The organism is Novosphingobium rosa NBRC 15208, from assembly GCF_001598555.1.
Classification (GTDB): Bacteria; Pseudomonadota; Alphaproteobacteria; order Sphingomonadales; family Sphingomonadaceae; genus Novosphingobium; species Novosphingobium rosa.
Window position 1 is genome coordinate 89,872 of record NZ_BCZE01000005.1, and the last position, 18,890, is coordinate 108,761.

The 18,890-nt window shown below is 65.9% G+C and carries 18 protein-coding genes; 9 read left to right on the plus strand and 9 right to left on the minus strand.

The annotated features are described in order from the left end of the window. Window positions 1-7 precede the first annotated feature (7 nt). The 3 genes from SR3_RS02475 to SR3_RS02485 are packed head-to-tail and all read left to right on the plus strand — an operon-like array spanning window position 8 to window position 3,137. A complete protein-coding gene (locus tag SR3_RS02475; protein ID WP_068080294.1) occupies window positions 8-1,849 on the plus strand; it encodes an acetyl/propionyl/methylcrotonyl-CoA carboxylase subunit alpha in 1,842 nt (613 codons plus the stop codon). Then, window positions 1,849-2,301: a MaoC family dehydratase gene (locus tag SR3_RS02480; protein WP_068080358.1), complete on the plus strand. Its 453-nt coding sequence runs from the start codon at window positions 1,849-1,851 to the stop codon at window positions 2,299-2,301. Before SR3_RS02475 ends, SR3_RS02480 begins: the two co-directional genes overlap by 1 nt. After that, complete coding sequence (locus SR3_RS02485; RefSeq protein WP_068080296.1) at window positions 2,298-3,137, plus strand: HpcH/HpaI aldolase/citrate lyase family protein; 840 nt, start codon at window positions 2,298-2,300, stop codon at window positions 3,135-3,137. Before SR3_RS02480 ends, SR3_RS02485 begins: the two co-directional genes overlap by 4 nt. A 41-nt stretch (window positions 3,138-3,178) precedes the next feature. Here SR3_RS02485 and SR3_RS02490 read toward each other — a convergent pair whose 3' ends face one another. Further along, complete coding sequence (locus tag SR3_RS02490) at window positions 3,179-3,730, minus strand: TetR/AcrR family transcriptional regulator (protein WP_245653737.1); 552 nt, start codon at window positions 3,728-3,730, stop codon at window positions 3,179-3,181. Window positions 3,731-3,940: 210 nt separating this feature from the next. Between SR3_RS02490 and SR3_RS02495 the strand changes: the two genes are divergently transcribed. From SR3_RS02495 to SR3_RS02505, 3 genes are read left to right on the plus strand one after another with little or no spacing between them, the layout of a single operon-like run. Then, window positions 3,941-4,405: a hypothetical protein gene (locus SR3_RS02495; protein WP_068080300.1), complete on the plus strand. Its 465-nt coding sequence runs from the start codon at window positions 3,941-3,943 to the stop codon at window positions 4,403-4,405. Between the two features lie 29 nt (window positions 4,406-4,434). Beyond that, on the plus strand, window positions 4,435-6,156 hold the full coding sequence (locus tag SR3_RS02500) for a DUF4153 domain-containing protein (protein WP_169805542.1): 1,722 nt from the start codon (window positions 4,435-4,437) through the stop codon (window positions 6,154-6,156). Window positions 6,157-6,176: 20 nt separating this feature from the next. Next, on the plus strand, window positions 6,177-6,896 hold the full coding sequence (locus SR3_RS02505) for a hypothetical protein (protein WP_157098587.1): 720 nt from the start codon (window positions 6,177-6,179) through the stop codon (window positions 6,894-6,896). 3 nt (window positions 6,897-6,899) lie between these two features. Here the strand turns inward: SR3_RS02505 and SR3_RS02510 are convergent, their stop codons facing one another. After that, window positions 6,900-7,778, minus strand: a complete 879-nt coding sequence (locus SR3_RS02510) for a LysR family transcriptional regulator (protein WP_068080304.1) — start codon at window positions 7,776-7,778, stop codon at window positions 6,900-6,902. Window positions 7,779-7,861: 83 nt separating this feature from the next. On the opposite strand from SR3_RS02510, the gene SR3_RS02515 reads away from it, so the two are divergent. Then, window positions 7,862-8,869: a bile acid:sodium symporter family protein gene (locus SR3_RS02515; RefSeq protein WP_068080306.1), complete on the plus strand. Its 1,008-nt coding sequence runs from the start codon at window positions 7,862-7,864 to the stop codon at window positions 8,867-8,869. 4 nt (window positions 8,870-8,873) lie between these two features. Here SR3_RS02515 and SR3_RS02520 read toward each other — a convergent pair whose 3' ends face one another. The 4 genes from SR3_RS02520 to SR3_RS02535 all read right to left on the minus strand — a co-directional run bounded on the left by SR3_RS02520 (window position 8,874) and on the right by SR3_RS02535 (window position 11,244). Next, window positions 8,874-9,488: a hypothetical protein gene (locus SR3_RS02520; RefSeq protein WP_169805543.1), complete on the minus strand. Its 615-nt coding sequence runs from the start codon at window positions 9,486-9,488 to the stop codon at window positions 8,874-8,876. 91 nt (window positions 9,489-9,579) lie between these two features. Then, on the minus strand, window positions 9,580-9,894 hold the full coding sequence (locus SR3_RS02525) for a hypothetical protein (RefSeq protein ID WP_068080310.1): 315 nt from the start codon (window positions 9,892-9,894) through the stop codon (window positions 9,580-9,582). A gap of 42 nt (window positions 9,895-9,936) precedes the next feature. After that, window positions 9,937-10,194 carry a hypothetical protein gene (locus SR3_RS02530; RefSeq protein WP_068080312.1) on the minus strand — a complete coding sequence of 86 codons (258 nt, stop codon included), beginning with the start codon at window positions 10,192-10,194 and terminating at the stop codon, window positions 9,937-9,939. A gap of 105 nt (window positions 10,195-10,299) precedes the next feature. Beyond that, entirely contained in the window at window positions 10,300-11,244 is a 945-nt protein-coding gene (locus tag SR3_RS02535) for a LysR family transcriptional regulator (RefSeq protein ID WP_068080315.1), read from the minus strand. Between the two features lie 184 nt (window positions 11,245-11,428). On the opposite strand from SR3_RS02535, the gene SR3_RS02540 reads away from it, so the two are divergent. Beyond that, entirely contained in the window at window positions 11,429-13,495 is a 2,067-nt protein-coding gene (locus SR3_RS02540; protein WP_084454850.1) for a methyl-accepting chemotaxis protein, read from the plus strand. Window positions 13,496-13,626: 131 nt separating this feature from the next. Beyond that, the gene (locus SR3_RS02545; protein WP_068080318.1) at window positions 13,627-14,268 is read left to right on the plus strand and encodes a hypothetical protein; all 642 of its coding nucleotides are present in this window, start codon (window positions 13,627-13,629) and stop codon (window positions 14,266-14,268) included. Between the two features lie 46 nt (window positions 14,269-14,314). Here SR3_RS02545 and SR3_RS02550 read toward each other — a convergent pair whose 3' ends face one another. The 3 genes from SR3_RS02550 to SR3_RS02560 all read right to left on the minus strand — a co-directional run bounded on the left by SR3_RS02550 (window position 14,315) and on the right by SR3_RS02560 (window position 18,632). Further along, a complete protein-coding gene (locus SR3_RS02550) occupies window positions 14,315-15,418 on the minus strand; it encodes a YeiH family protein (RefSeq protein ID WP_068080320.1) in 1,104 nt (367 codons plus the stop codon). A gap of 184 nt (window positions 15,419-15,602) precedes the next feature. Further along, a complete protein-coding gene (locus tag SR3_RS02555) occupies window positions 15,603-16,493 on the minus strand; it encodes a LysR family transcriptional regulator (RefSeq protein WP_068080322.1) in 891 nt (296 codons plus the stop codon). A gap of 78 nt (window positions 16,494-16,571) precedes the next feature. Then, on the minus strand, window positions 16,572-18,632 hold the full coding sequence (locus tag SR3_RS02560; RefSeq protein ID WP_068080324.1) for a glycoside hydrolase family 97 protein: 2,061 nt from the start codon (window positions 18,630-18,632) through the stop codon (window positions 16,572-16,574). Window positions 18,633-18,890 lie beyond the last annotated feature (258 nt).

The window sequence follows — 18,890 nt, forward strand, 5'->3', positions numbered from 1 at the left end:
AAGACCAATGCTGACATCCGTCCTGATCGCCAATCGCGGCGAAATCGCCTGCCGCATCATCCGCACTGCGCGCCGCCTTGGACTGCGCAGCGTGGCGGTCTATTCCGATGCCGATGCGAATGCCCTGCATGTACGCCTTGCCGATGAGGCGGTGCATATCGGAGCGTCTCCCGCGCGCGAAAGCTATCTGGACGGCGCGCGGATCATCGCCGCCGCGCAGCAGACCGGCGCGCAGGCCATCCATCCCGGCTATGGCTTCCTGAGCGAAAATGCCGAATTTGCGCAGGCTGTGATAGACGCGGGGCTGGTCTGGATCGGCCCGCCGCCCGCAGCCATCACCGCCATGGGCCTGAAGGATGCCGCCAAAAAGCTGATGCAGGCGGCAGGCGTCCCCACCACCCCCGGCTACCTCGGCGAGGACCAGAGCGAGGAACGCCTGACGCGCGAGGCCGAGGCCATCGGCTATCCTGTCCTTATCAAGGCCGTGGCGGGCGGCGGCGGCAAGGGCATGCGCAAGGTGGATGCCCCGGCAGATTTCGCCGACGCCCTGCTCTCCTGCCGCCGCGAGGCCGCCGCCAGCTTCGGCAACGATTCCGTGCTGCTGGAAAAATGGGTATCCAACCCGCGCCATATCGAGGTGCAGATCTTCGGCGATACGCAAGGCAATGTCGTCCACCTGTTCGAGCGCGATTGCTCGCTGCAGCGCCGCCACCAGAAGGTGATCGAGGAGGCCCCTGCTCCCGGCATGGATGAGGCCACCCGCGCGGCGATCTGCGCCGCGGCGGTGCGCGCGGGCAAGGCGGTCGATTATGTCGGCGCGGGCACCATCGAATTTATCGCCGATGGCTCGGAAGGCCTGCGCGCCGACCGCATCTGGTTTATGGAGATGAACACCCGCCTTCAGGTGGAGCATCCCGTCACCGAGGCGATCACCGGGCAGGATCTGGTGGAATGGCAGCTGCGCGTCGCCAGCGGAGAGCCTCTGCCCCGCACGCAGGACCAGCTTGCGATCAACGGCTGGGCGATGGAAGCGCGGCTCTATGCCGAAGACCCGGCCAAGGGTTTCCTGCCCTGCATCGGACCTTTGGAGCGCTTCGAGATCGGTGCAGGCTGCCGCATCGACACCGGCGTGGAGCAAGGCGCGGAGATCTCGCCCTTCTACGATCCGATGATCGCCAAGGTGATCGCCCATGGGCCGGATCGCGATGCCGCGCGCAGGCAGTTGGCCGGGGCTTTGAGCAACACGGTGATCCACCCGCTCAAGACCAACGCCGCTTTTCTGGTCAAGGCGCTGGAGCATCCGGACTTTGCCGGGGCGAAGCTTGATACCGGCCTGATCGCGCGAGCGGGCGATGCGCTGCTGCCTTCGCCCCAGCCCTCGGCGCAGGCGCTGAGCCGTGCCGCCGCGTGCTTGATGGCGCCCGGCCCGCTCTCCGGTTTCCGCCTGAATGCGCCGCCGCATCGTGAGGCGCGCTTTCTGCTCGATGGCCATGAGATCACCGTCACCCTGCCGCCTTCCGGTGCAACGGACCGCGCGGAAGAGGTGCTGGTGGCCGAAGGCGGACAGGTCTGGCGCCTCGCCCCATGGCGCGCCGCCGCCACGGGCGGGCCTGATATGGCCGATGGCGCGATTCTCTCACCCATGCCGGGGCGGATCATCGCCGTGACGGTGACGCAGGGCCAACACGTCACCAAGGGCCAGAAGCTGCTCACCGTGGAGGCCATGAAGATGGAACACAGCCTGCTCGCCCCCTTCGACGGCATCGTGGCGGAATTGAATGCCGCGCAAGATGCCCAGGTCACCGAAGGCGCGCTGCTCGCCCGGATCGACAAGCTGGAGAACGCATGATGGCAGGCCGTTTCTTCGACCAATGGGCCGTGGGCGACCAGATCACCCATGAGATCCGCCGCACCGTCACCGAGACCGACAATCTGCTGTTCTCGACCATGACTCACAATCCGCAGCCGCTGCATCTCGATGCCGAGGCGGCCAGGGCCAGCGAGTTTGGCCAGATCATCGTCAACGGCACCTTCACCTTTGCGCTGATGGTCGGACTATCCGTGGGCGAGACCACGCTGGGCACGCTGATCGCCAATCTGGGCTATGACAAATTGGTGATGCCCAAGCCGGTGTTTATCGGTGACACGCTGCGCGCCGAAACCGAGGTGGCCGATCTGAAGCCCAGCCAATCGCGCCCCGGCGCGGGGATCGTCACTTTCCGCCACCGCATGCTCAACCAGCGCGACGAGGTGGTCTGCGAATGCCTGCGCATGGCGCTGATCAAGGGACAGGCCGCATGAGATTGCGCTCGCTGCTCTTCGCCCCCGCCGACCGGCCCGAGCGCTTCGCCAAGGCGGCGGCCAGCGGGGCGGATGCGCTGATCCTCGACCTTGAGGATTCCGTCGCGCCGGAGAAGAAGGCCGAAGGGCGCGAGCATATCGCCCGATGGCTGGCCGGACCCCGCCCCTGCCCCAGCTTCGTGCGGATCAACCCGCTCGACAGCGGCCTCACCGCCGACGATCTGGCTGCCATCCTGCCCCACCACCCCGACGGTCTGGTGCTGCCCAAGGCCGAGGGCGCATCCTCCGTGGAAGCGCTGGCGGCCATGCTGGACGGGGCGCCAATCCCCATCCTGCCCATCGCCACCGAAACCCCCGCCGCCATCTTCCAGCTGGGAAGCTACCATCAGGTCAGCCAGCACCTCGCAGGCCTGACATGGGGGGCGGAAGACCTGCCTGCCGCCATCGGCGCCGCCACCGCGCGCGAGGCCGATGGAGGCTACACCGCGCCTTACGAGATGGTGCGCAGCCTCACCCTGTTCGGCGCCCATGCCGCCAGCACCGCGCCCATCGAAACGGTCTTCCCGAACATCGGCGATCCCGCAGGCCTCGCGGCCTATGTGGCCCGCGCGCGCCGTGACGGCTTCACCGGTATGATGGCCATCCACCCCGCCCAGATCGAAACCATCAACCACGGCTTCTCCCCCAGCGAAGCCGACATCCGCCATGCTAAGGCCGTGGTCGCCGCCTTTGAGGCCAACCCGGGCGCGGGTGCGCTCAAGCTGGAGGGCAAGATGATCGACCGCCCCCATCTGGTGCAGGCGCGGCGTCTTCTGGCAGCGGCGGAAAGAAAGTAGGAGAAGGGAAATGCGAGGGGGTAACCCCCTCGCACCTTCCCTTAAAAACCTTTTGCCTCAAGACTTTCCCGCACCCTCGCCAGCGCCAGGGCAACCGGCTCCGTCTCCCCCATCAGGGCGAAGGAGCCATTAACGTCGAACATGCAATGCCCATGCACCGTCGCCACCAGCGAACGCGCCAGCTGCGGCGCCTGCGCCTCCAGAGCTTCGGGCAGCACCGCGCGAATTTCCTGCACCACGATCTCGGTCAGCTGGCCACGCTGCAGATGCTGCTGCTCAGGGATCGTCACATCAGGCGGCAGATGGTGATCGTAAATCGCCATCCAGATGTTGCGATTGGCCCGGGCGAAGCTGAAATAGCCTTCCACCAGCGCGCGGATGCGGTCAGCCCCGCCCTGCTCCAGCGCAAGGCGCAGGTGGTCGGTCCAGAGGGTGAAGGTGCGGGTGTTGATAGCGATGATCAGCTGGTCATAGGTGCCGAACACATTGTAGAGCGTGCCGATCGAATAGCCGATCCGCTTGGCCACTTCCCGCGCCGAAAAACGCGCGAAGCCGACATCGGCCATATGCTTATGCCCTTCGACAATCAGCATCTGTTCCAACTCTTTGCGGCTGTGGTCGGATCGCCTGCCCATAGGCTCCTGCATAGCTGATCCAGTAAAAATGTACAGCGTAGAATTTTTAATTGATCGTCGATTAATTTCCCGATACCCTCGGGTGGCCCTGTCAGAGATGTGGGGGTCCGCCTCATGCGATCCCGCCAGGCAGCCCCCGTCCCGCCCCTGCCCCCCAAGGAGAATGGCATGAACCGCATCAAGAGTTTCGTCGCCCTGCTTGCCCTGAGCGCGCCCTTTTCCCTGGCTCTGCCCGCCCGGCAAGCCATCGCCGCGCCCGCGCCGATCAAGCCGGGCTTCAAGGCGTTCTTCGAGGATTTTCGCAGCGCCGTGCTGGCTCATGACCGGGCCAGGGTGGCGGGCATGGTCAAGCTGCCCTTCAAGGATTTCTCCGGAGGGCCGGTCAACCGCAGTGCCGCCACAAGCGCGCAATTCATCGCCAAATTCGACAAGATCTTCACCCCCGCCGTGGTCGCCGCGATCCGCGCCAACAAGATCCGCGCCTTCAGCCGCCAGCATGATGATGACGGCCAGACAGCAGGCCCGCTGATGAAGGGCGAATATCTGCTCGACGCGCCAGAGATCCTGGATCAACTGGTCTTCTCGCCTCAGGGCGGCAGCTTTGTTCTGAACCGGATCCCCTTCTATTCCTGACGGAACAGCGCGCCGGAAAGGACGCCATGATGACCAGCCTCTCTGACAACGAGCCGCATGGCTGGCCCCTGCGCGCATGGGGCCTGACCGTGCTGGGCGCCATCGCGGGCTTGTCGATCTACTGGATCGCCCGGCCAGACCGCTACTTTCCAGAGCTTGACCACCGCGATCTGCGCATGGCGGGGGCCTCCTTCATCGCCACCGCCGCCGCTTTGCTGAGCCTGCTGATCGAACGCAAGCGTTTGCGCTGGGCTCTGGCTTTCGCGCTGATCGGAGCGGCGCTGGTCGGGTTGACGGTCTATTGGAATGTGCCCTCGCAGGCATCGGACCAGCCATGGCGGATCGGCTGCGCGACGCTGGCCGTTGCGCTGGCCACGCCGCTGTTTCAGGCATGGCGAAGCGCGCAGCCGGCGCAGGAAACAGCAAGCCCGCTGGTCTGGCAGCTCTCCTATCGCGAGGTTCACCCCCATGCCTGGACCGATGCCGTGCTGGGGATTGCGGCATGGGGTTTTGTCGGCGTGGTCTGGGCGATGGCGCTTCTGCTGGGGCAGCTCTTCAAGCTGATCGGCATCGACGGGCTGGAAAAGCTGCTCAACAAGGAATGGATGGCCTTCACCCTGACCGGCGCGGCGCTGGGGGCGGGCATCGCCCTGCTGCGCGACCGTTCCGCCATGCTCACCCTGCTGCAACGCGTGGTGACGACGGTGCTGTCGGTGCTGGCGCCGGTGCTGGCGCTGGGCCTGCTGATCTTCCTGCTGGCGATCCCCTTCACCGGCCTTGCCCCGCTGTGGAGCGCCACCCGTTCGACCAGCCCGATCCTGCTGGGCTGCATCATCGGCGCGCTGTGCCTTACCAATGCGGTGATCGGAGAAGAGGAAGCCGGCGAAGCACGCAGCCCGCTGCTGCGCGCCAGCGCCGGGGTGCTGAGCCTTGCCATGCTGCCGCTGGCGCTGATCGCGGCGTTTTCCACGGGTCTGCGCCTTCACCAATATGGCATCACGCCCGACCGGCTCTGGGCGGTGATCTTCACCGGCATGGCCTGCGCCTATGGGCTGGCCTATCTGGTCGCCATGCTGCGCTATCGGCGCGAGGCCGCGCCGCATCTGCGGCAGGCCAATCTGCGGCTGGCCTTTGCGCTGACGGCGGCCTCGCTGCTGCTGGCCACGCCGCTGCTGAACTTCGCCGCCCTCTCCACGCGCGATCAGGTGGCAAGGCTGGAGGATGGCCGCACCAGACCCGAGCGCTTCGACTGGGGCGCCCTGCGCTTCGATTTCGGGCCGAGCGGGATGGCGGCGATCCGGCGTCTGGCCCGGCAGGGCGCCACGCCCGCCATCCGCGCCGCCGCCGCCCATGCGCTGGGCGAGGTCAGCCGTTACGATCTGACGCCTCACGATGAGCCGAAGCGCGAAAGGATGGACCCGGCGCATCTGGTGGTGCTGCCGCGCGGCACGCAACTGCCACCCGAACTCTTCGATCAACTGACCAAGTATGACGCCTGCTCGGCGCGGGCCGATTGCGTGGTGATCTACCGCCCCGGCAGCAGGGAGGCGGTGATCGTCACCGCGATCACGTCCACCCTCTATCGCTTCGACGGCAAGGTCTGGGCCGGGGTCCACCAACGCCCCTCCCTGACCAAGGCCGAGGATGACCGCGTCGCCCAGGGTTTGAAGACGGGTAAGGTGGAGGTGCGCCGCGTCGAACGCCGTCAGGTCTATGTGGATGGCATTCCGCAGGGCGTCGATTTCGAATAGGCAACGCTTGGAGACACAGGATGAGTTTTCCGTTGGCCCTTGCTGCTCTGGCCGCCATGCCCTCCGGCTTCGAAACGCTGGCGCAGGCGGGCGTGGATGCGCCTTTCTGCTCGGCGGATGGCGAGATTTGCGTGTCCGCCACGAAGGAAGGCGCTTTTGCCGTCACCAGCAAGGGCCAGCCGCTGGGCGCATGGAGTGAGGATCAGGACGAGAGCAGCGTCGAACCGCTGCCCATGCTGCTGCGGTTGAAAGGCGGCGCGGTGTTGATCGGCATCGGCGCGGCGCAGCACCAGATGTATTCGGGCGGCAATGCCGATGTGGAAGCCCAGCGCCTGATGCTGCTGCGCCCCGGCAGCGCGCCGCGCGCCGTGCTGGAAGCGCCCTATCGCAGCGACATCTCGATCCGCGCCTGCTTCAGCGAGAAGGATATGAAGCGCCGCGCCGGGGCCTGCCATGACGATTATGCGCTGACGGGCGATCTCTCCGTGGCTCCCGATGCCGGCGACCTGCCGGATCTGCTGCTGCCCGATCTGCTCCTGAACGTGCGGGCCACCACCTTTCCCCGTGGCGTCAGCCGGGACGCGGATTCCCTTGCCCTGCCCGCGCTGACCAGACGCGATCTGGTGACGAGCGAGGACAAGGCCTGCACCTATCGCCGCGCCTTCCATTTCGATGCCGCTGCCGGTGCGTACCGGCCCGATGCGCCCCTGCCCGCATGCGGGCAATATACCACGCCGTAAGCCTCAGCGGCCCTGCGCCCGGCCCGAGGCGGCCCACTGCAGGATCGCAGCCGTCAGCGCATCGGCCAGGTCATTGCGCCCGCCCGGGCCGATGACCACGAAATCCACCATGGGCAGCACCGGCAGCCCCCCTTGCACCACCGCCAGCCCCGGCGGCATCAGCCGCGCCGAATGCGGCATCACGCCGATCCCGGCGCGCGCCGCCGCTGTCAGTCCGGCCAGGCTGGCGCTGGTGAGCGCGATGCGCCACGGCTGGCCGAGCTTTTCCAGCACCTCCAGCGCCCGGGCGCGCGTCACGCTGGGCGAAGGATAGAGCAACAGCGGCAGCGGCTCGCCGGCAGGGGGGCGGTAATCGGGGCGGCCCAGCCAGACGATGGGCTCGCTCCATGCCAGCGTGCCGCGCCGGTCGCCCCGGCAGCGTTTGACCACCAGCACATCGAGCTGCCCGGCATCGAACTGATCGTAGAGCGTTTCGCTGAGCCCGGCGGTCAGCTCCAGCGTCACCTCGGGCGAGCGGCGCACGAAATCGGCCAGCACATCGGGCAGCGCGGAGAGCACGAAATCCTCCGAGGCGCCGATGCGCAGCCGCCCGCGCAGCCGCGTGCCAGACAGATAGCGCCCCATCCGCTCATGTGCATCCAGCACGCGGCGGGCATGGTCCAGCATCGCCTCGCCCTCGGCGGTGATGGCCACGCGGTGGGTGTCGCGGTCGAGCAGGCGACGACCGGTGGCCTCTTCCAGCCGCTTGATCTGCTGGCTGATGGTGGATTGCCGCAAACCCAGCGCGCGGGCGGCGCCCGAAAAGCTGCCCGCCTGCGCCACAGCCACCAGAGCCCGCAGCAGATCGGGGGCGATCAGACCGGAACTGTTATCATGAATCATGATGACTGTTACCACGGCCACGCGAATTGTGCATCACCAATCACAGGCGTACCTCCAGCGGCAGACAACAGGGAGTTTACGCCATGTCCACCCTCCGCACGCTGATCGACCGCTCCCCCATCGATCCCTATCTGCTGATGCTGATCGGCACGGTGGGCCTCGCCGCGTTGTGTCCGGCGCAGGGCGCGGGGAAGCCCATTGCCGATGCGGCGGTGGCTCTGGCGGTGGCGCTGCTGTTCTTCCTCTATGGCGCGCGGCTGTCGCCTCAGGCGGTGTGGAGCGGCCTTGCCCATTGGCGGCTGCAGGGGCTGACCTTCGCCAGCACCTTCATCCTTTTCCCGGTGATCGGGCTGGGGTTGCAGGCAGTGCTGAAACCCTTTCTGCCGCATGATATTCTGGTGGGGATCGTCTATCTCTGCCTGCTGCCTTCCACGGTGCAGTCTTCCATCGCCTTCACCTCCATCGCGCGGGGCAATGTGCCTGCCGCTTTGTGCAGCGCCTCGGTCTCCAACCTGCTCGGCGTGGTCATCACGCCCGTGCTGGTCTCGCTGCTGCTGCCCGGATCGAGCGTCGGCTTTTCCGCCCATGCGCTGGAGGACATCGGCGTGCAGATCCTGCTGCCCTTCGTGGTGGGCCAGGCCGCGCGCCCGCTGATCGGCGACTGGCTGCTGCGCCACCGCACGCTGACCTCGGTGGTCGATCGCGGATCGGTGCTGCTGGTGGTCTATGCCGCTTTCAGCGCGGGGATGGTGGCGGGCGTGTGGTCGCGCCTGTCGGTGGCGGATCTGGCGGTGGTGCTGGTGCTGTCCTTGCTGGTGCTGGCGCTGGTGATCGCCGCCACGACCTTCGCCAGCCGCCGTCTGGGCTTTTCGGTGGCGGATGAGATCGCCATCGTCTTCTGCGGATCGAAAAAGAGCATGGCGGGCGGCATTCCCATGGCCACCATCCTCTTCCCCGGCCATGCGGTGGGGATGATCGTGCTGCCGCTGATGCTGTTCCATCAGGCCCAGCTCTTCGTCTGCGCCACGCTGGCCCGCCGCTATGCCGCGCGCGATGAGCGGGCGGTCGAGGCTGTGGCGGTGGCCGCCTGATCGCTCAGGGCTTGGAAGGAGCAGTGATGGTGGAGGCCTGGCAGGTTTCCTTCATCACCTTCTCCGGATCGTCATCCTCCATGCCGCGATCATAGAGGGTGAGATGTTCGGCCTCCGCGCTGGCGATATAGGCGGTGAAACCCTGAGCGTTGGAGGTGCCCTCATAATGGCGGGGCACCTTGCCGCAGGCGACCAGCGTGTAATCGAGCCCCGCCAGCGGATGCTTGCCTGAAGGATCGGTCAGCCGGAAATCCTCGCCATAGGGGCCCGCACCGAACCTTTCGCGCAGACGCCAGTCAGCGGGCTTGATATGGAAGGGCAGAGCGATGACCGGGGTGCGGCCTGCGGCATCGGTGACGCCCTGATAGACCTTCTTGCGATCGGCCACGAAAGGCAGGCTGCGCCCCTTCGCATTCTGGATGCTGAGCGCGAAAGGCTGGTTGGGCTGGGGCTTGCCATGCCAGTCGCGCAGTTCGAACTGATAGAGATGGCGCCCCTGCCCCAGCTGTGCCGAACCCGAGGGCCTGACCTGCGCCGGGCCCGGAGAGGCCGGAGACGCGCCCTGATCGCTGGCGCAGCCTGTCAGCACGGACAGGGCCAGCAGGCTCAGCATCGTCACCTTCAAACCGGCTTCCTTTCAGCTGCCTCCACGCGAGGCATGGCTGATAAAGCATCGAAAGCCGCCGATTAAGCGAAAAGAAACGGCCCCTTCAGCCCGCGACCATATGGCGCACCACATCCAGCTGCCCGGCCGTGTAGTGCTGCTTGGCCAGCATGGTGCGGGCCAGATCCTCGCTATGGGTATCGCCGGTCAGCAGCATGGTGCAGAAGCTGCGCAGCATCTCCAGCCGGGGATTGGCCAGAGGGTTGGGCTTGTCCTGCCGGCCCGCCAGCCAGCGCGCAAGACGCTCGCCGATCCCGCGCGAAGGCAGGCTGAGCGCCGCCTCGTCACGCGCCAGATAGACGACGCGGGTGGAAAGACCATCGAGGGAAAGGGCTTCGGCGGGAAAGGCGATGCTGGCCATGGAAACATGTCCTGTCATGAGGGATGGAGGGATCGATGCGGCTCAGCGCCGCGCATGTCCGCCATCGGAAAAGAACGAGGCCACCACGAGGAACACCACCAGCGGCGCCAGCAGAGCCAGCACCCCATCGCCAGCGGCCTGCCAGACCGCGCGATAGATCAGGCTGCCCCCCAGCGCGGCGAACAGCGCCACCAGAGCATAATCGACCCAGTGCTGGTGCTGGCGCGTTGCGGCCCTGGCCACTGCGCCCACACCAACCTTGGGTCGACGATGAATGCCGGGATGATGATTGCTGTGCATGGGGGGCTCTCCGGTCCTCGATTGAACCGAAGCCTTATGTGAACCTGCAAAGCCCCGCGCGCCAACACCGTTTGGAGCGCCCTGTTATATCCTGCCGGTATAGGCCTATTCGGGCGCGGGCCCGGCGATCAGATCCTGCACGCTCTCGGGCAGGGACTCGCCCCATTCGGCGTAAAGCTGGGCGCAGGTGCGCAGCATCATCCGCAGCTCATAGGAAAGATCGCCGAGGCGGTGATAGAGGATGATCGGCGCGGTCATGACCTGCTTCACAGGGCGCAGCGCGATCTCCGGGCGCGCCATCAGCCGCGCGGATTCCGGGATCAGGGACACACCCAATCCCGCCGCCACCAGGATCAGCGCCATCTGCCCCTCCTGCACCTCCATCACCTCGCACAGGCGCACCCCGTGGTCGTGGCATTGCGAGAGGATGTTGTCGGCAAAGGAGGGGCTCTGGCCTTTGGGGAAGACGATCAGCCGGGTCTCCTCCAGCAGGCGCAGATCGACCGGGCCCTCCCCGCGATTGCCCGGATGATCGATGGGCAGGGCCAACAACAGCGGCTCCTCGCGCAGCACCTCGCGCGCCAGGGAGGGGTCTTCCACCCGCACCCGGCCCAGCGCGGCATCGATCCGCCCATCCTTCAGCGCGACGATCTGCTCCAGCGTGCCCATCTCATGCAAGGTCAGATCGATATCGGGCGCGACGGCCTGAAAACGCCGGATCACCTCGGGCAGATGCGCGTGGAAACCGGCGGTCACCATGCCCAGCACCAGACGCCGCCGCCTGGCCGCCACGAAATCGCGCATGGTGACGGAAAGCTGATCCATGCGCTGCATGATCTGGCTGCCCTGCTCATAGAGCAAACGCCCTGCCGGGGTCAGCGCCAGCGGGCGCGCCTCGCGGTCGAACAGAGGCGCGCCAAGATCGGCTTCCAGCTCCTGAATGCGCTTGCTCAAGGGGGGCTGGGCCATATGCAGATTGTCCGCCGCCCTGGTGAAGCTGCGCGTGGTGGCGACCTCAAGGAAATAGCGCAGACGGCGAAAGTCGATCATCAGGCCCTGTTCCCCGTTTTTACCCCCGGCACGGCAGGCCCCTTTTAGCAGAAGGATGCGCCGCCCGCGAACCTTCTGACGAAAACATGCCTAAAGCCTAGGTAATCGTGTCTAAGGCGGCCACAGCCTTTCTTGATGCCGCTGCTCTATCAGTTCGCTCCATTATCCCTTGGGAGGATTCGGCATGTTCTGGAGACGGCGACGGGAGGAACTGTGGCACGAGGATGTGCCCGAGCCTTCCATGCTGGACGACATCGCCCATCCGGCCACCGCAACCGACGCCACCATGCGGGTGATCCGCAGCGATGCGTCCCTGAGCAATCTTTCGCCCGAAAACTTCCGCTTCGCCGGGGCGCCCGCCATGCTGGTGATCGCCTATGTCTCGCCGCATGTCGATTTCCGGCAGGTTGTGGCGCGCCTCCGCCTGCTGAGCGCGCCAGCACGACTGATCGCGGTGACCACGGCGGGCGAACTGTGCGATCCCGGCGGGGATCAGGCGAAAGGCGCACCGCTCTATTGCCCCGCCGACGGGGCGTGGAACAATCTGGTCGTGCAGATTTTCGGTGCCGACCTGCTGCGCGATGTCAGCGTCCACGCCATTCCGCTGGCCAATGAAGACATCCGCGAAGGCCACCCCGTCAAGCCCGTGGCCCAGCGGCTGGAGGAGATCGGCGCGCATCTGGACCACGTCCGCCCGCCCTTCCCCATCCGCCATGACGACACGCTGGCGCTGGCCCTGATCGACGGCCTCTCGGCCTCCGAAAACTTCTTCATGGAGGCCGTCTACAAGAGCGGCCGCTTCCCCTGCATCTTTGTCGGCGGCTCCTCGGCCACACAAAACACCGGTCAGAAGAACGGGGCAGAGGGCACATGGCTGTTCGACGGGCGCGATTTCGTGCAGCATTGCGCGCTGGTCGCCTTCGTGAAGATGCAGGAGCATGCCCGCTTCGGCATCTTCAAGACCCAGAATGTCGCCCTCGTCGGCAAGAGCCTGGTCGTGATGGAAGGCACGGTGGAGACCCGCCAGGTCACCTCCGTGGCGCAGCAGGGCACGGTGGACATCGTGCCGGTGATCGACGCCATGTGCGCCATGATGCGCTGCCAGCCTCATGAGCTGAAGGACCGCATGCGCAACCATGATTTCGCCATCTTCATGAATGGCGAGCTGTTCGTGCGCTCGGCCTCCAACATCGATGTCGAGAATGGCGTGGTGACCTTCTATTGCGAGGTCAACGCCGGCGACGAACTCCATCTGGTGCGCACCACCGATTTCGCCGAGCAGACGCGGCGCGATCTGGCCGCCTTCCTGAAAGGCAAGCCCCGGCCCGCCGGCGTCGTGCTGAACGATTGCGTGCAGCGCCGCACCAAGAACCCCGGCCAGTTGCAGAAGCTGGACGGCCTGTGGGGCGAGACACCGGTGGCGGGCTTCTCCACCTTCGGCGAGTTGCTGGGCATCAACCTCAATCTGACGCTGACGGCGGCGGTGTTCTTCCGCGTGGCCCCGGGCGAGGCCTTCCACGATCCCTACATCGACAGTTTCCCGATCTATTACGCCGGTTTCTCGCATTATTTCGTGGAGACGCGGCTGAACCAGCAGCGGCTGATGAACGCCTTGCGCCAGCGGCTGATCGGCGGTCTGGTGGACTTCGTCACCCGCGCCAGCCGCCTGACGCTCGAACTCGATCAGGCGGTGAGCGGCACGGAGGAAGCGCGCCGCCATGTCGAGAGCATGCGCCTGCAGGCGCAGGCGCAGATCCGCGAAATGGCGGGCGACGATCGCACCGGCCTGCTGGATGCCGAATTCCGCCGCGTCTCAGCCACCACGCAGCGCCTGCGCGAGATCGTGGCGGTGATCGACAACATCAACATGCAGACCAACCTGCTCTCGCTCAACGCGGGGATCGAGGCGGCGCGCGCCGGGGAAGCGGGCCGCGCCTTCGCGGTGGTCGCCAATGAAGTGCGCAGCCTGGCCAATGTCACCAGCGCCACGCTGGACCAGAGCAAGGGTTCGCTGGGCGAGGTGGAGGAATCGATGGGGCTGCTGGGCGGCCATGTCGCGGCCTCCGAAGCCAAGCTGCTGGGCGCGCGCGAGGGGTTGAGCGTGATCGCCTCGTCGCTCGATCAGATGTTCGGCTCCTTCCAGAGCATCACCGCGCTGCTGGGCATGGTCGAGCAAATGGCGCAGCAACAGCGCGCGATGATGAACCGTATCGAACAGGATACCGAAAGGCTGCGGCATATCGAGCGGTAGGGCATACGGTAAGGCATGGGGGGGGCCGGGGCCATGGGTGGCTAAGATGGCCCGCGCGCATGCTCCGTTTTTGCCCTTAACTATGGAAATTTGATGCCGTTCTTGGTGGAAAGGTTCAACAGGAGTCCGCCATGGCCATCAGCAGCTTGAGTGCGATCTCGACCGATACGAGCAATCCCCTTCTCGCCAAGCTGGAGGCGAACGGTCTCTCGGCCGACAAGGCGCAGGTCGTCGAGGACGATCTTGCCAATGTTCTCTCGCAGGGCTCCGCATCGGGTTCGGGGCCGGTCGATGTGAAATCGGTGCGCGCCGCGCTGGATCAGAAGATCGATCAGGATGTCGCCTCGGGCAAGCTGTCGGAAAGCGATGCGGCGGCGGTGAAAAAGACGCTGGACGATCTGGACGCCCAGACCTCCGGCACGGATACGGGCACCGCCAGCAGTCAGGCCCAGAGCACCGACACCACATCGACGGACAGCACCGGCAGCACTCAGACCAGCAGCGCTGGCGCTAGCGGGGCCAAGGGCGGCGGTGGTGGCGGTGGCGGATCGTCCACCAAGACCGAGCTTTCGGAAACCACCACCATCAGTGGTTCGCTCAAGACGACGATCATCACCTACACCGATGGCACCACCTCGACCACCAAGACGGCGGCCAGCGCCGAGGATGTGCAGAAATACGGCACGAAGGCCCAGCAGACCGCCACCGCCGACACCGCCAGCAAATATCTTTCGACCATCCAGCCGGGATCGCTGTTCCAGCTGATGGCCTGAACGCCTGAAGACCGCCCCCTTCGCAAGGGGCGGTCTTTGCGTTTTTTCAGGCAATGTGCAGGACGTGGATAAAGGTCAGGCTGATCGCGCCCAGCACCAGCAGCGAGAGCACCACGGCCCCGGTCACCCGGCCACCGGCCTGCGCCACGCTGCGCACATCGACCCCCAGCCCCAGCGCCGCCATCGAGACCACGGTGAGAAAGCTCGCCAGCCCGCCTGCCGGGGCCACCAGCCCATCGGGCACCAGCGCGAAAGAGCGCGCCGCCAGCAGACCCAGAAAGCCGATGATGAACCACGGCACCAGATGGTGCAGCGCAGGGCGCGTGGCCGTCGCCTGTTCCGCCTCGCCAAGCAGGCGCGGCACGTCTTTGTCTTCGCCGCGCAAACGCGGCGCATCTTTGTTTTCACCACGCAAGCGCGGCGCCAGCAGCGAGAGCAGCAGGCAGACCGGCCCCAGCATCAGCACGCGCACCAGCTTGACCAGCGTGCCCATCTGCACGGCGCTCGCCCCCAGCGGCGCGGCGGCGGCCAGCACCTGAGGCACGGCATAGACCGTCAGCCCGGCCAGAGCGCCATATTGCAGCCCGTCGAGATGCAGCGCGATGCCCAGCAGCGGCAGGCCCAGCACCACCGCCACGCCCAGCACGGCGGTAAAGCCGATCGAGGTGGCGACATCGTCGCCATCCGCGCCGATCACCGGGGCCACCGCCGCGATGGCCGAATTGCCGCAGATCGAATTGCCGCAGGCCACCAGCAGCGCCATGCGCGGCGGCAGTTTCAGCAGCCGCCCGATCACAAAGCTGGCCCCGATGGCCAGCGCCACCACGGCGGCGATCCCCAGCAGCATCCACGGCCCGGCGGCCAGAATGGTGCGGGCGCTGATCGTTACGCCCAGCAGCACCACGGCGGCTTCCAGCAGGATCTTGCCGCTGAAGGCGATGCCCGGCGCCCAACGGCTATGCGGCGTCCAGAGCGAGCGCAGCATGGTGCCCAGCAGGATCGCCAGCACCAGAGCTTCCAGCCAGCTGCGGCCAAGCATGCGTTCTTCCACACGTTGCAGGGCGTAAGCCGCGCCGGAAACGGCCAGGCACAGCCCCAGACCGGGGAGAAGCTGCGCCAGATGAAGCCGGAAAGACGTGTTGGAAACCATGGGTGCCTCCTTGGGACAAGAGGCAGATGGACCCGGAAGACCAATCATTCCAACGATTGATTTATATCATTTCAATCTCAATATGAGATGAATAGTGCCCGGTTTTCAGGTGTTGCCGCCAGACCTGCCCTCAGACGGACGACAGGAAGACTTCAGGCAGGATCATACCGATCGCGCAGGCCGATCAGATCACCCATTCGGGTTGCGCATCATGGGTGGCGATCACCTCCAGCAGGGCGTCGGCGGCCTTGCTGCGGTAGCGCTCCTTCTGGCGGATGCCGAAGAAGGGGCGCTCGGGCAGATGGACGGGCAGCACCTGCAAGGCATGGGCTGCAACCGCAGGCCCCACCACCAGCGCGGACAGCACGCCATACCCCGCCCCGGCGCGCACCGCCGCCAGCACGGCCTCATTCGAGGGCAAGGTCAGCACGATGTTCAGGCTCGCCGGATCGATCCCGCGATCCCGGGCAGCGGCCTCGAAGGTGGAGCGCGTGCCCGATCCTTCCTCGCGCATGATCCATGGCGCGCCGGCCAGCCATGCGTTGGTCACGGCCTCGACAGGGGCCTGCCCCACCATCACCATGCGGTCCTTGCCCACAGGCCAATGGGCCAGAGCGGGATCGTCGATGGCGCCCTCGACAAAGCCCAGTTCCGCCTCGCCCGCCTGCACGGCGTGGGCCGCACCCTCAGTGTTGGCGATGGCCACCGAAAGTTCGATGTCCGGATAGCGGCGATGGAAAGCGGCCAGGCGTTCCGGCAGCCAGTAGCCCGAGATGGTCTGGCTGGCCACCAGCCGCAAGGTGCCGCGCTTCAGCCCGCCATATTCGGACAGCGCCAGTTCCGCCCCCGCCGCCCGGGCCAGCACGGCGCGGGCTTCCTCAAGGAACATGCGCCCGGCATCGGTCAGCTCGATGCCGCGCCCCACGCGGTTGAACAGCTTGACGTCATGCCGGGCCTCCAGCGCGGCAATCGCCCCGCTGGCCGCCGATTGCGTGACGTTCAGGATTTGCGCCGCGCGGGTGACATGCTCCCGCTCGGCCACTTCGACGAAAATGCGCAATTGTTCGAGCGTCATGGCGCGCGATCCTGCCGCAGGATCGAAGGCAAGGCCAGAGGTTTAGGGCCAGCCCCATACTGGCCCTGCCCTTCCGGTTTACTTGCCCGGCGCCAGACGGATCGCCGCGCCACCACCCGGAGCCAGCCACAGCGAGAGCTTGTCGCCCTTCTTCACCACGCGGGTTTCATAGGCGATCTTGTGGCGGGCGTCGGTGAGATACGTCGCGCCCTCGCCATCCTTGTAGATGGTGGCGGTGTAGCTTTTCCTGGCGTCGAGGAAATCGAACGACAGGTCCAGCGTGCGCGCCGTGGCATCGTTGACCCCGCCGACATACCAGTCCGCCGAATTGCGATCCTTGCGCGCGAAGATGGCGTAGTCGCCCACCTCACCTGCGATCAGATGGCTTTCGGCCCAGTCGGCGGGCACCTGACGGATAAAGGCCAGTTCCCTGGGGTGCTTTTCGAGGTTCTCGATAAAGTCGGAGGCCATCTGGATCGGCGAATAGATCGCCAGATAAAGCCCCAGCTGCTTGGCCAAAGTGGAGGCCAAAGGCACATGGTCATGGCCCTCAAGGCTCAGGATGCCCGGCGTGAAATCCATCGGGCCGGAAAGCATGCGGGTGTAGACCAGCGTGGGCTCATGGCTGGGGCCGTTGGCGAAGGCGCCCCATGCATTGTATTCCATGCCCCGGGCGCCTTCGCGCGAGACCCAGTTGGGGTAGGTGCGACGCAGACCGGTGTCCTTCACCGGCTCATGCGCGTCGATGGCGATGTGGTACTTCGCCGCCGTCTCCACGACCTTGAGGTGATGCTCCACCTGACGCTGGCCGTCGTGATACTCCATGCGGACATTGTCGGGGCCGGGGTTGGGGCCATCGCCCGGCGCCTGCACGCCGCCCGCATCGGCGACATAGCCCGTCTTGACCATATGCACGCCCAGCCCGCTGTAGAGCTTCATCGCATCGTCAAGCTGAGCCTCATAATTGGCGATGTTGCCGCCGGTTTCATGATGGCCGATCAGCTGGACATGCTTTTGCGCGGCATAGGCGGTGATCGCCTTCAAATCGAAATCGGGCGTGGGCTGGGTGTAGCTGAAATCCCAGCCGGTGCCGAACCAGTTGCCGTCCCAGCCCTTGTCCCAGCCTTCCACCAGCACGCCCGAGAAGCCGTTCTTGGCCGCGAAATCGATGTACTGCTTGGTGCGCGCGGTGGTGGCGCCATGCTTGGGGCCGGTCGCCCAGGTCCAGTCGCCCCGGATCATGCCCCACCAGATACCGATGTACTTCTGCGGCTTGAACCAAGCCTGGATGTCGGGGATCTTGCTGGGCTCGTTGAGATTCAGCTCCAGATCGTTCTCGACCAGACCCGCCGCATCGGGCGCGATCCGCATCGTGCGCCACGGCGTGTTGAAGGGCAGATCGCGCGTCACCCGCGCCTCATGGCTGGAGGGCGACAGCGTGGAGCGGAACGTCTGCCCATCCTCGCGCTTGAGCCACATCGCCGAGTAATCGACCAGCGCCGCCTCGTGGATCGCCAGATGGGTGCCGTCGTCCAGACGCATGGTGATCGGCGTGTGCGCGGTGGCCACGCCATCGATGGGGGTCTTCTGATAGACCTGCTCGTAACGGTTCCACTCGCCGCCCGTGATCCACCACGCCGTGCCTTTGGGGGCGATGGAAAATTCGGTCAGCTCATCGGCGATATGCATGGTTTTAAACGCCGCCTGCGCGGGCATTTCATAGCGAAAACCGATGCCATTGTCGAAGAGGCGGAAGCGGACATTCATCAGCCTTTCGTGATGGTCCTTGTCCTGCTTGAAGTGGACGATCAGCTCTCGGTAATGATCGCGCACGAAGCGGCGCTCGCCCCAGGGCTGCTCCCAGGTGTCGTCCTGGTCGCGGGTCTCGCTGCCGGTGATGGTCCAGCCGCGCGTCATGTTGACGCTATCGGTGAGGATAAAACCGAGTCCCGAAGGCGCGACCAGAAGCTTGCCCTTGTTGGTCAGCGACCACTTGGCGCGCTGGTCATTGTCGGTCGAGACGGTCAGAACGATCTGGCCATCGGGCGAGGTGGCGCTGGCTGTGGCGGGCACGGGCTGGGCATGGGCTGTCGTGGCCAAGGTCAAAGCGGCGGCGAAGGTCGGGATCAGGCGGGGCATTTGGGGGGCTCTCCGATTTTGATTTTAAGTTAAGAAGAGGAAGAAGCGAGGGGGGAGTCTTAGTTGGTCGCATTCCTCAAGAGGAATGCTCCGGGCCCTCGCGCTCCCATTTTGTCTTCCGGCGAGAGGGTAGTGGCACCCAATCGTGGTGCGGGAACTCTCCACCTGCGCGAGGTAAGGCGCCGCAGGCAGTGAATGTCTGGCTGGGCAATGAGCATTATGCCTGCGGCGCGGCAAACTTGGCGCAAGGCCGAACCC

Bases quoted from the DNA above. Each gene is read 5' to 3' on its own strand.
- SR3_RS02475 (WP_068080294.1), top strand. From the start codon at position 8: ATGCTGACATCCGTCCTGATCGCCAATCGCGGCGAAATCGCCTGCCGC.
- SR3_RS02480 (WP_068080358.1), top strand. From the start codon at position 1,849: ATGGCAGGCCGTTTCTTCGACCAATGGGCCGTGGGCGACCAGATCACC.
- SR3_RS02485 (WP_068080296.1), top strand. From the start codon at position 2,298: ATGAGATTGCGCTCGCTGCTCTTCGCCCCCGCCGACCGGCCCGAGCGC.
- SR3_RS02490 (WP_245653737.1), bottom strand. From the start codon at position 3,730: ATGCTGATTGTCGAAGGGCATAAGCATATGGCCGATGTCGGCTTCGCG.
- SR3_RS02495 (WP_068080300.1), top strand. From the start codon at position 3,941: ATGAACCGCATCAAGAGTTTCGTCGCCCTGCTTGCCCTGAGCGCGCCC.
- SR3_RS02500 (WP_169805542.1), top strand. From the start codon at position 4,435: ATGACCAGCCTCTCTGACAACGAGCCGCATGGCTGGCCCCTGCGCGCA.
- SR3_RS02505 (WP_157098587.1), top strand. From the start codon at position 6,177: ATGAGTTTTCCGTTGGCCCTTGCTGCTCTGGCCGCCATGCCCTCCGGC.
- SR3_RS02510 (WP_068080304.1), bottom strand. From the start codon at position 7,778: ATGATTCATGATAACAGTTCCGGTCTGATCGCCCCCGATCTGCTGCGG.
- SR3_RS02515 (WP_068080306.1), top strand. From the start codon at position 7,862: ATGTCCACCCTCCGCACGCTGATCGACCGCTCCCCCATCGATCCCTAT.
- SR3_RS02525 (WP_068080310.1), bottom strand. From the start codon at position 9,894: ATGGCCAGCATCGCCTTTCCCGCCGAAGCCCTTTCCCTCGATGGTCTT.
- SR3_RS02530 (WP_068080312.1), bottom strand. From the start codon at position 10,194: ATGCACAGCAATCATCATCCCGGCATTCATCGTCGACCCAAGGTTGGT.
- SR3_RS02535 (WP_068080315.1), bottom strand. From the start codon at position 11,244: ATGATCGACTTTCGCCGTCTGCGCTATTTCCTTGAGGTCGCCACCACG.
- SR3_RS02540 (WP_084454850.1), top strand. From the start codon at position 11,429: ATGTTCTGGAGACGGCGACGGGAGGAACTGTGGCACGAGGATGTGCCC.
- SR3_RS02545 (WP_068080318.1), top strand. From the start codon at position 13,627: ATGGCCATCAGCAGCTTGAGTGCGATCTCGACCGATACGAGCAATCCC.
- SR3_RS02550 (WP_068080320.1), bottom strand. From the start codon at position 15,418: ATGGTTTCCAACACGTCTTTCCGGCTTCATCTGGCGCAGCTTCTCCCC.
- SR3_RS02555 (WP_068080322.1), bottom strand. From the start codon at position 16,493: ATGACGCTCGAACAATTGCGCATTTTCGTCGAAGTGGCCGAGCGGGAG.
- SR3_RS02560 (WP_068080324.1), bottom strand. From the start codon at position 18,632: ATGCCCCGCCTGATCCCGACCTTCGCCGCCGCTTTGACCTTGGCCACG.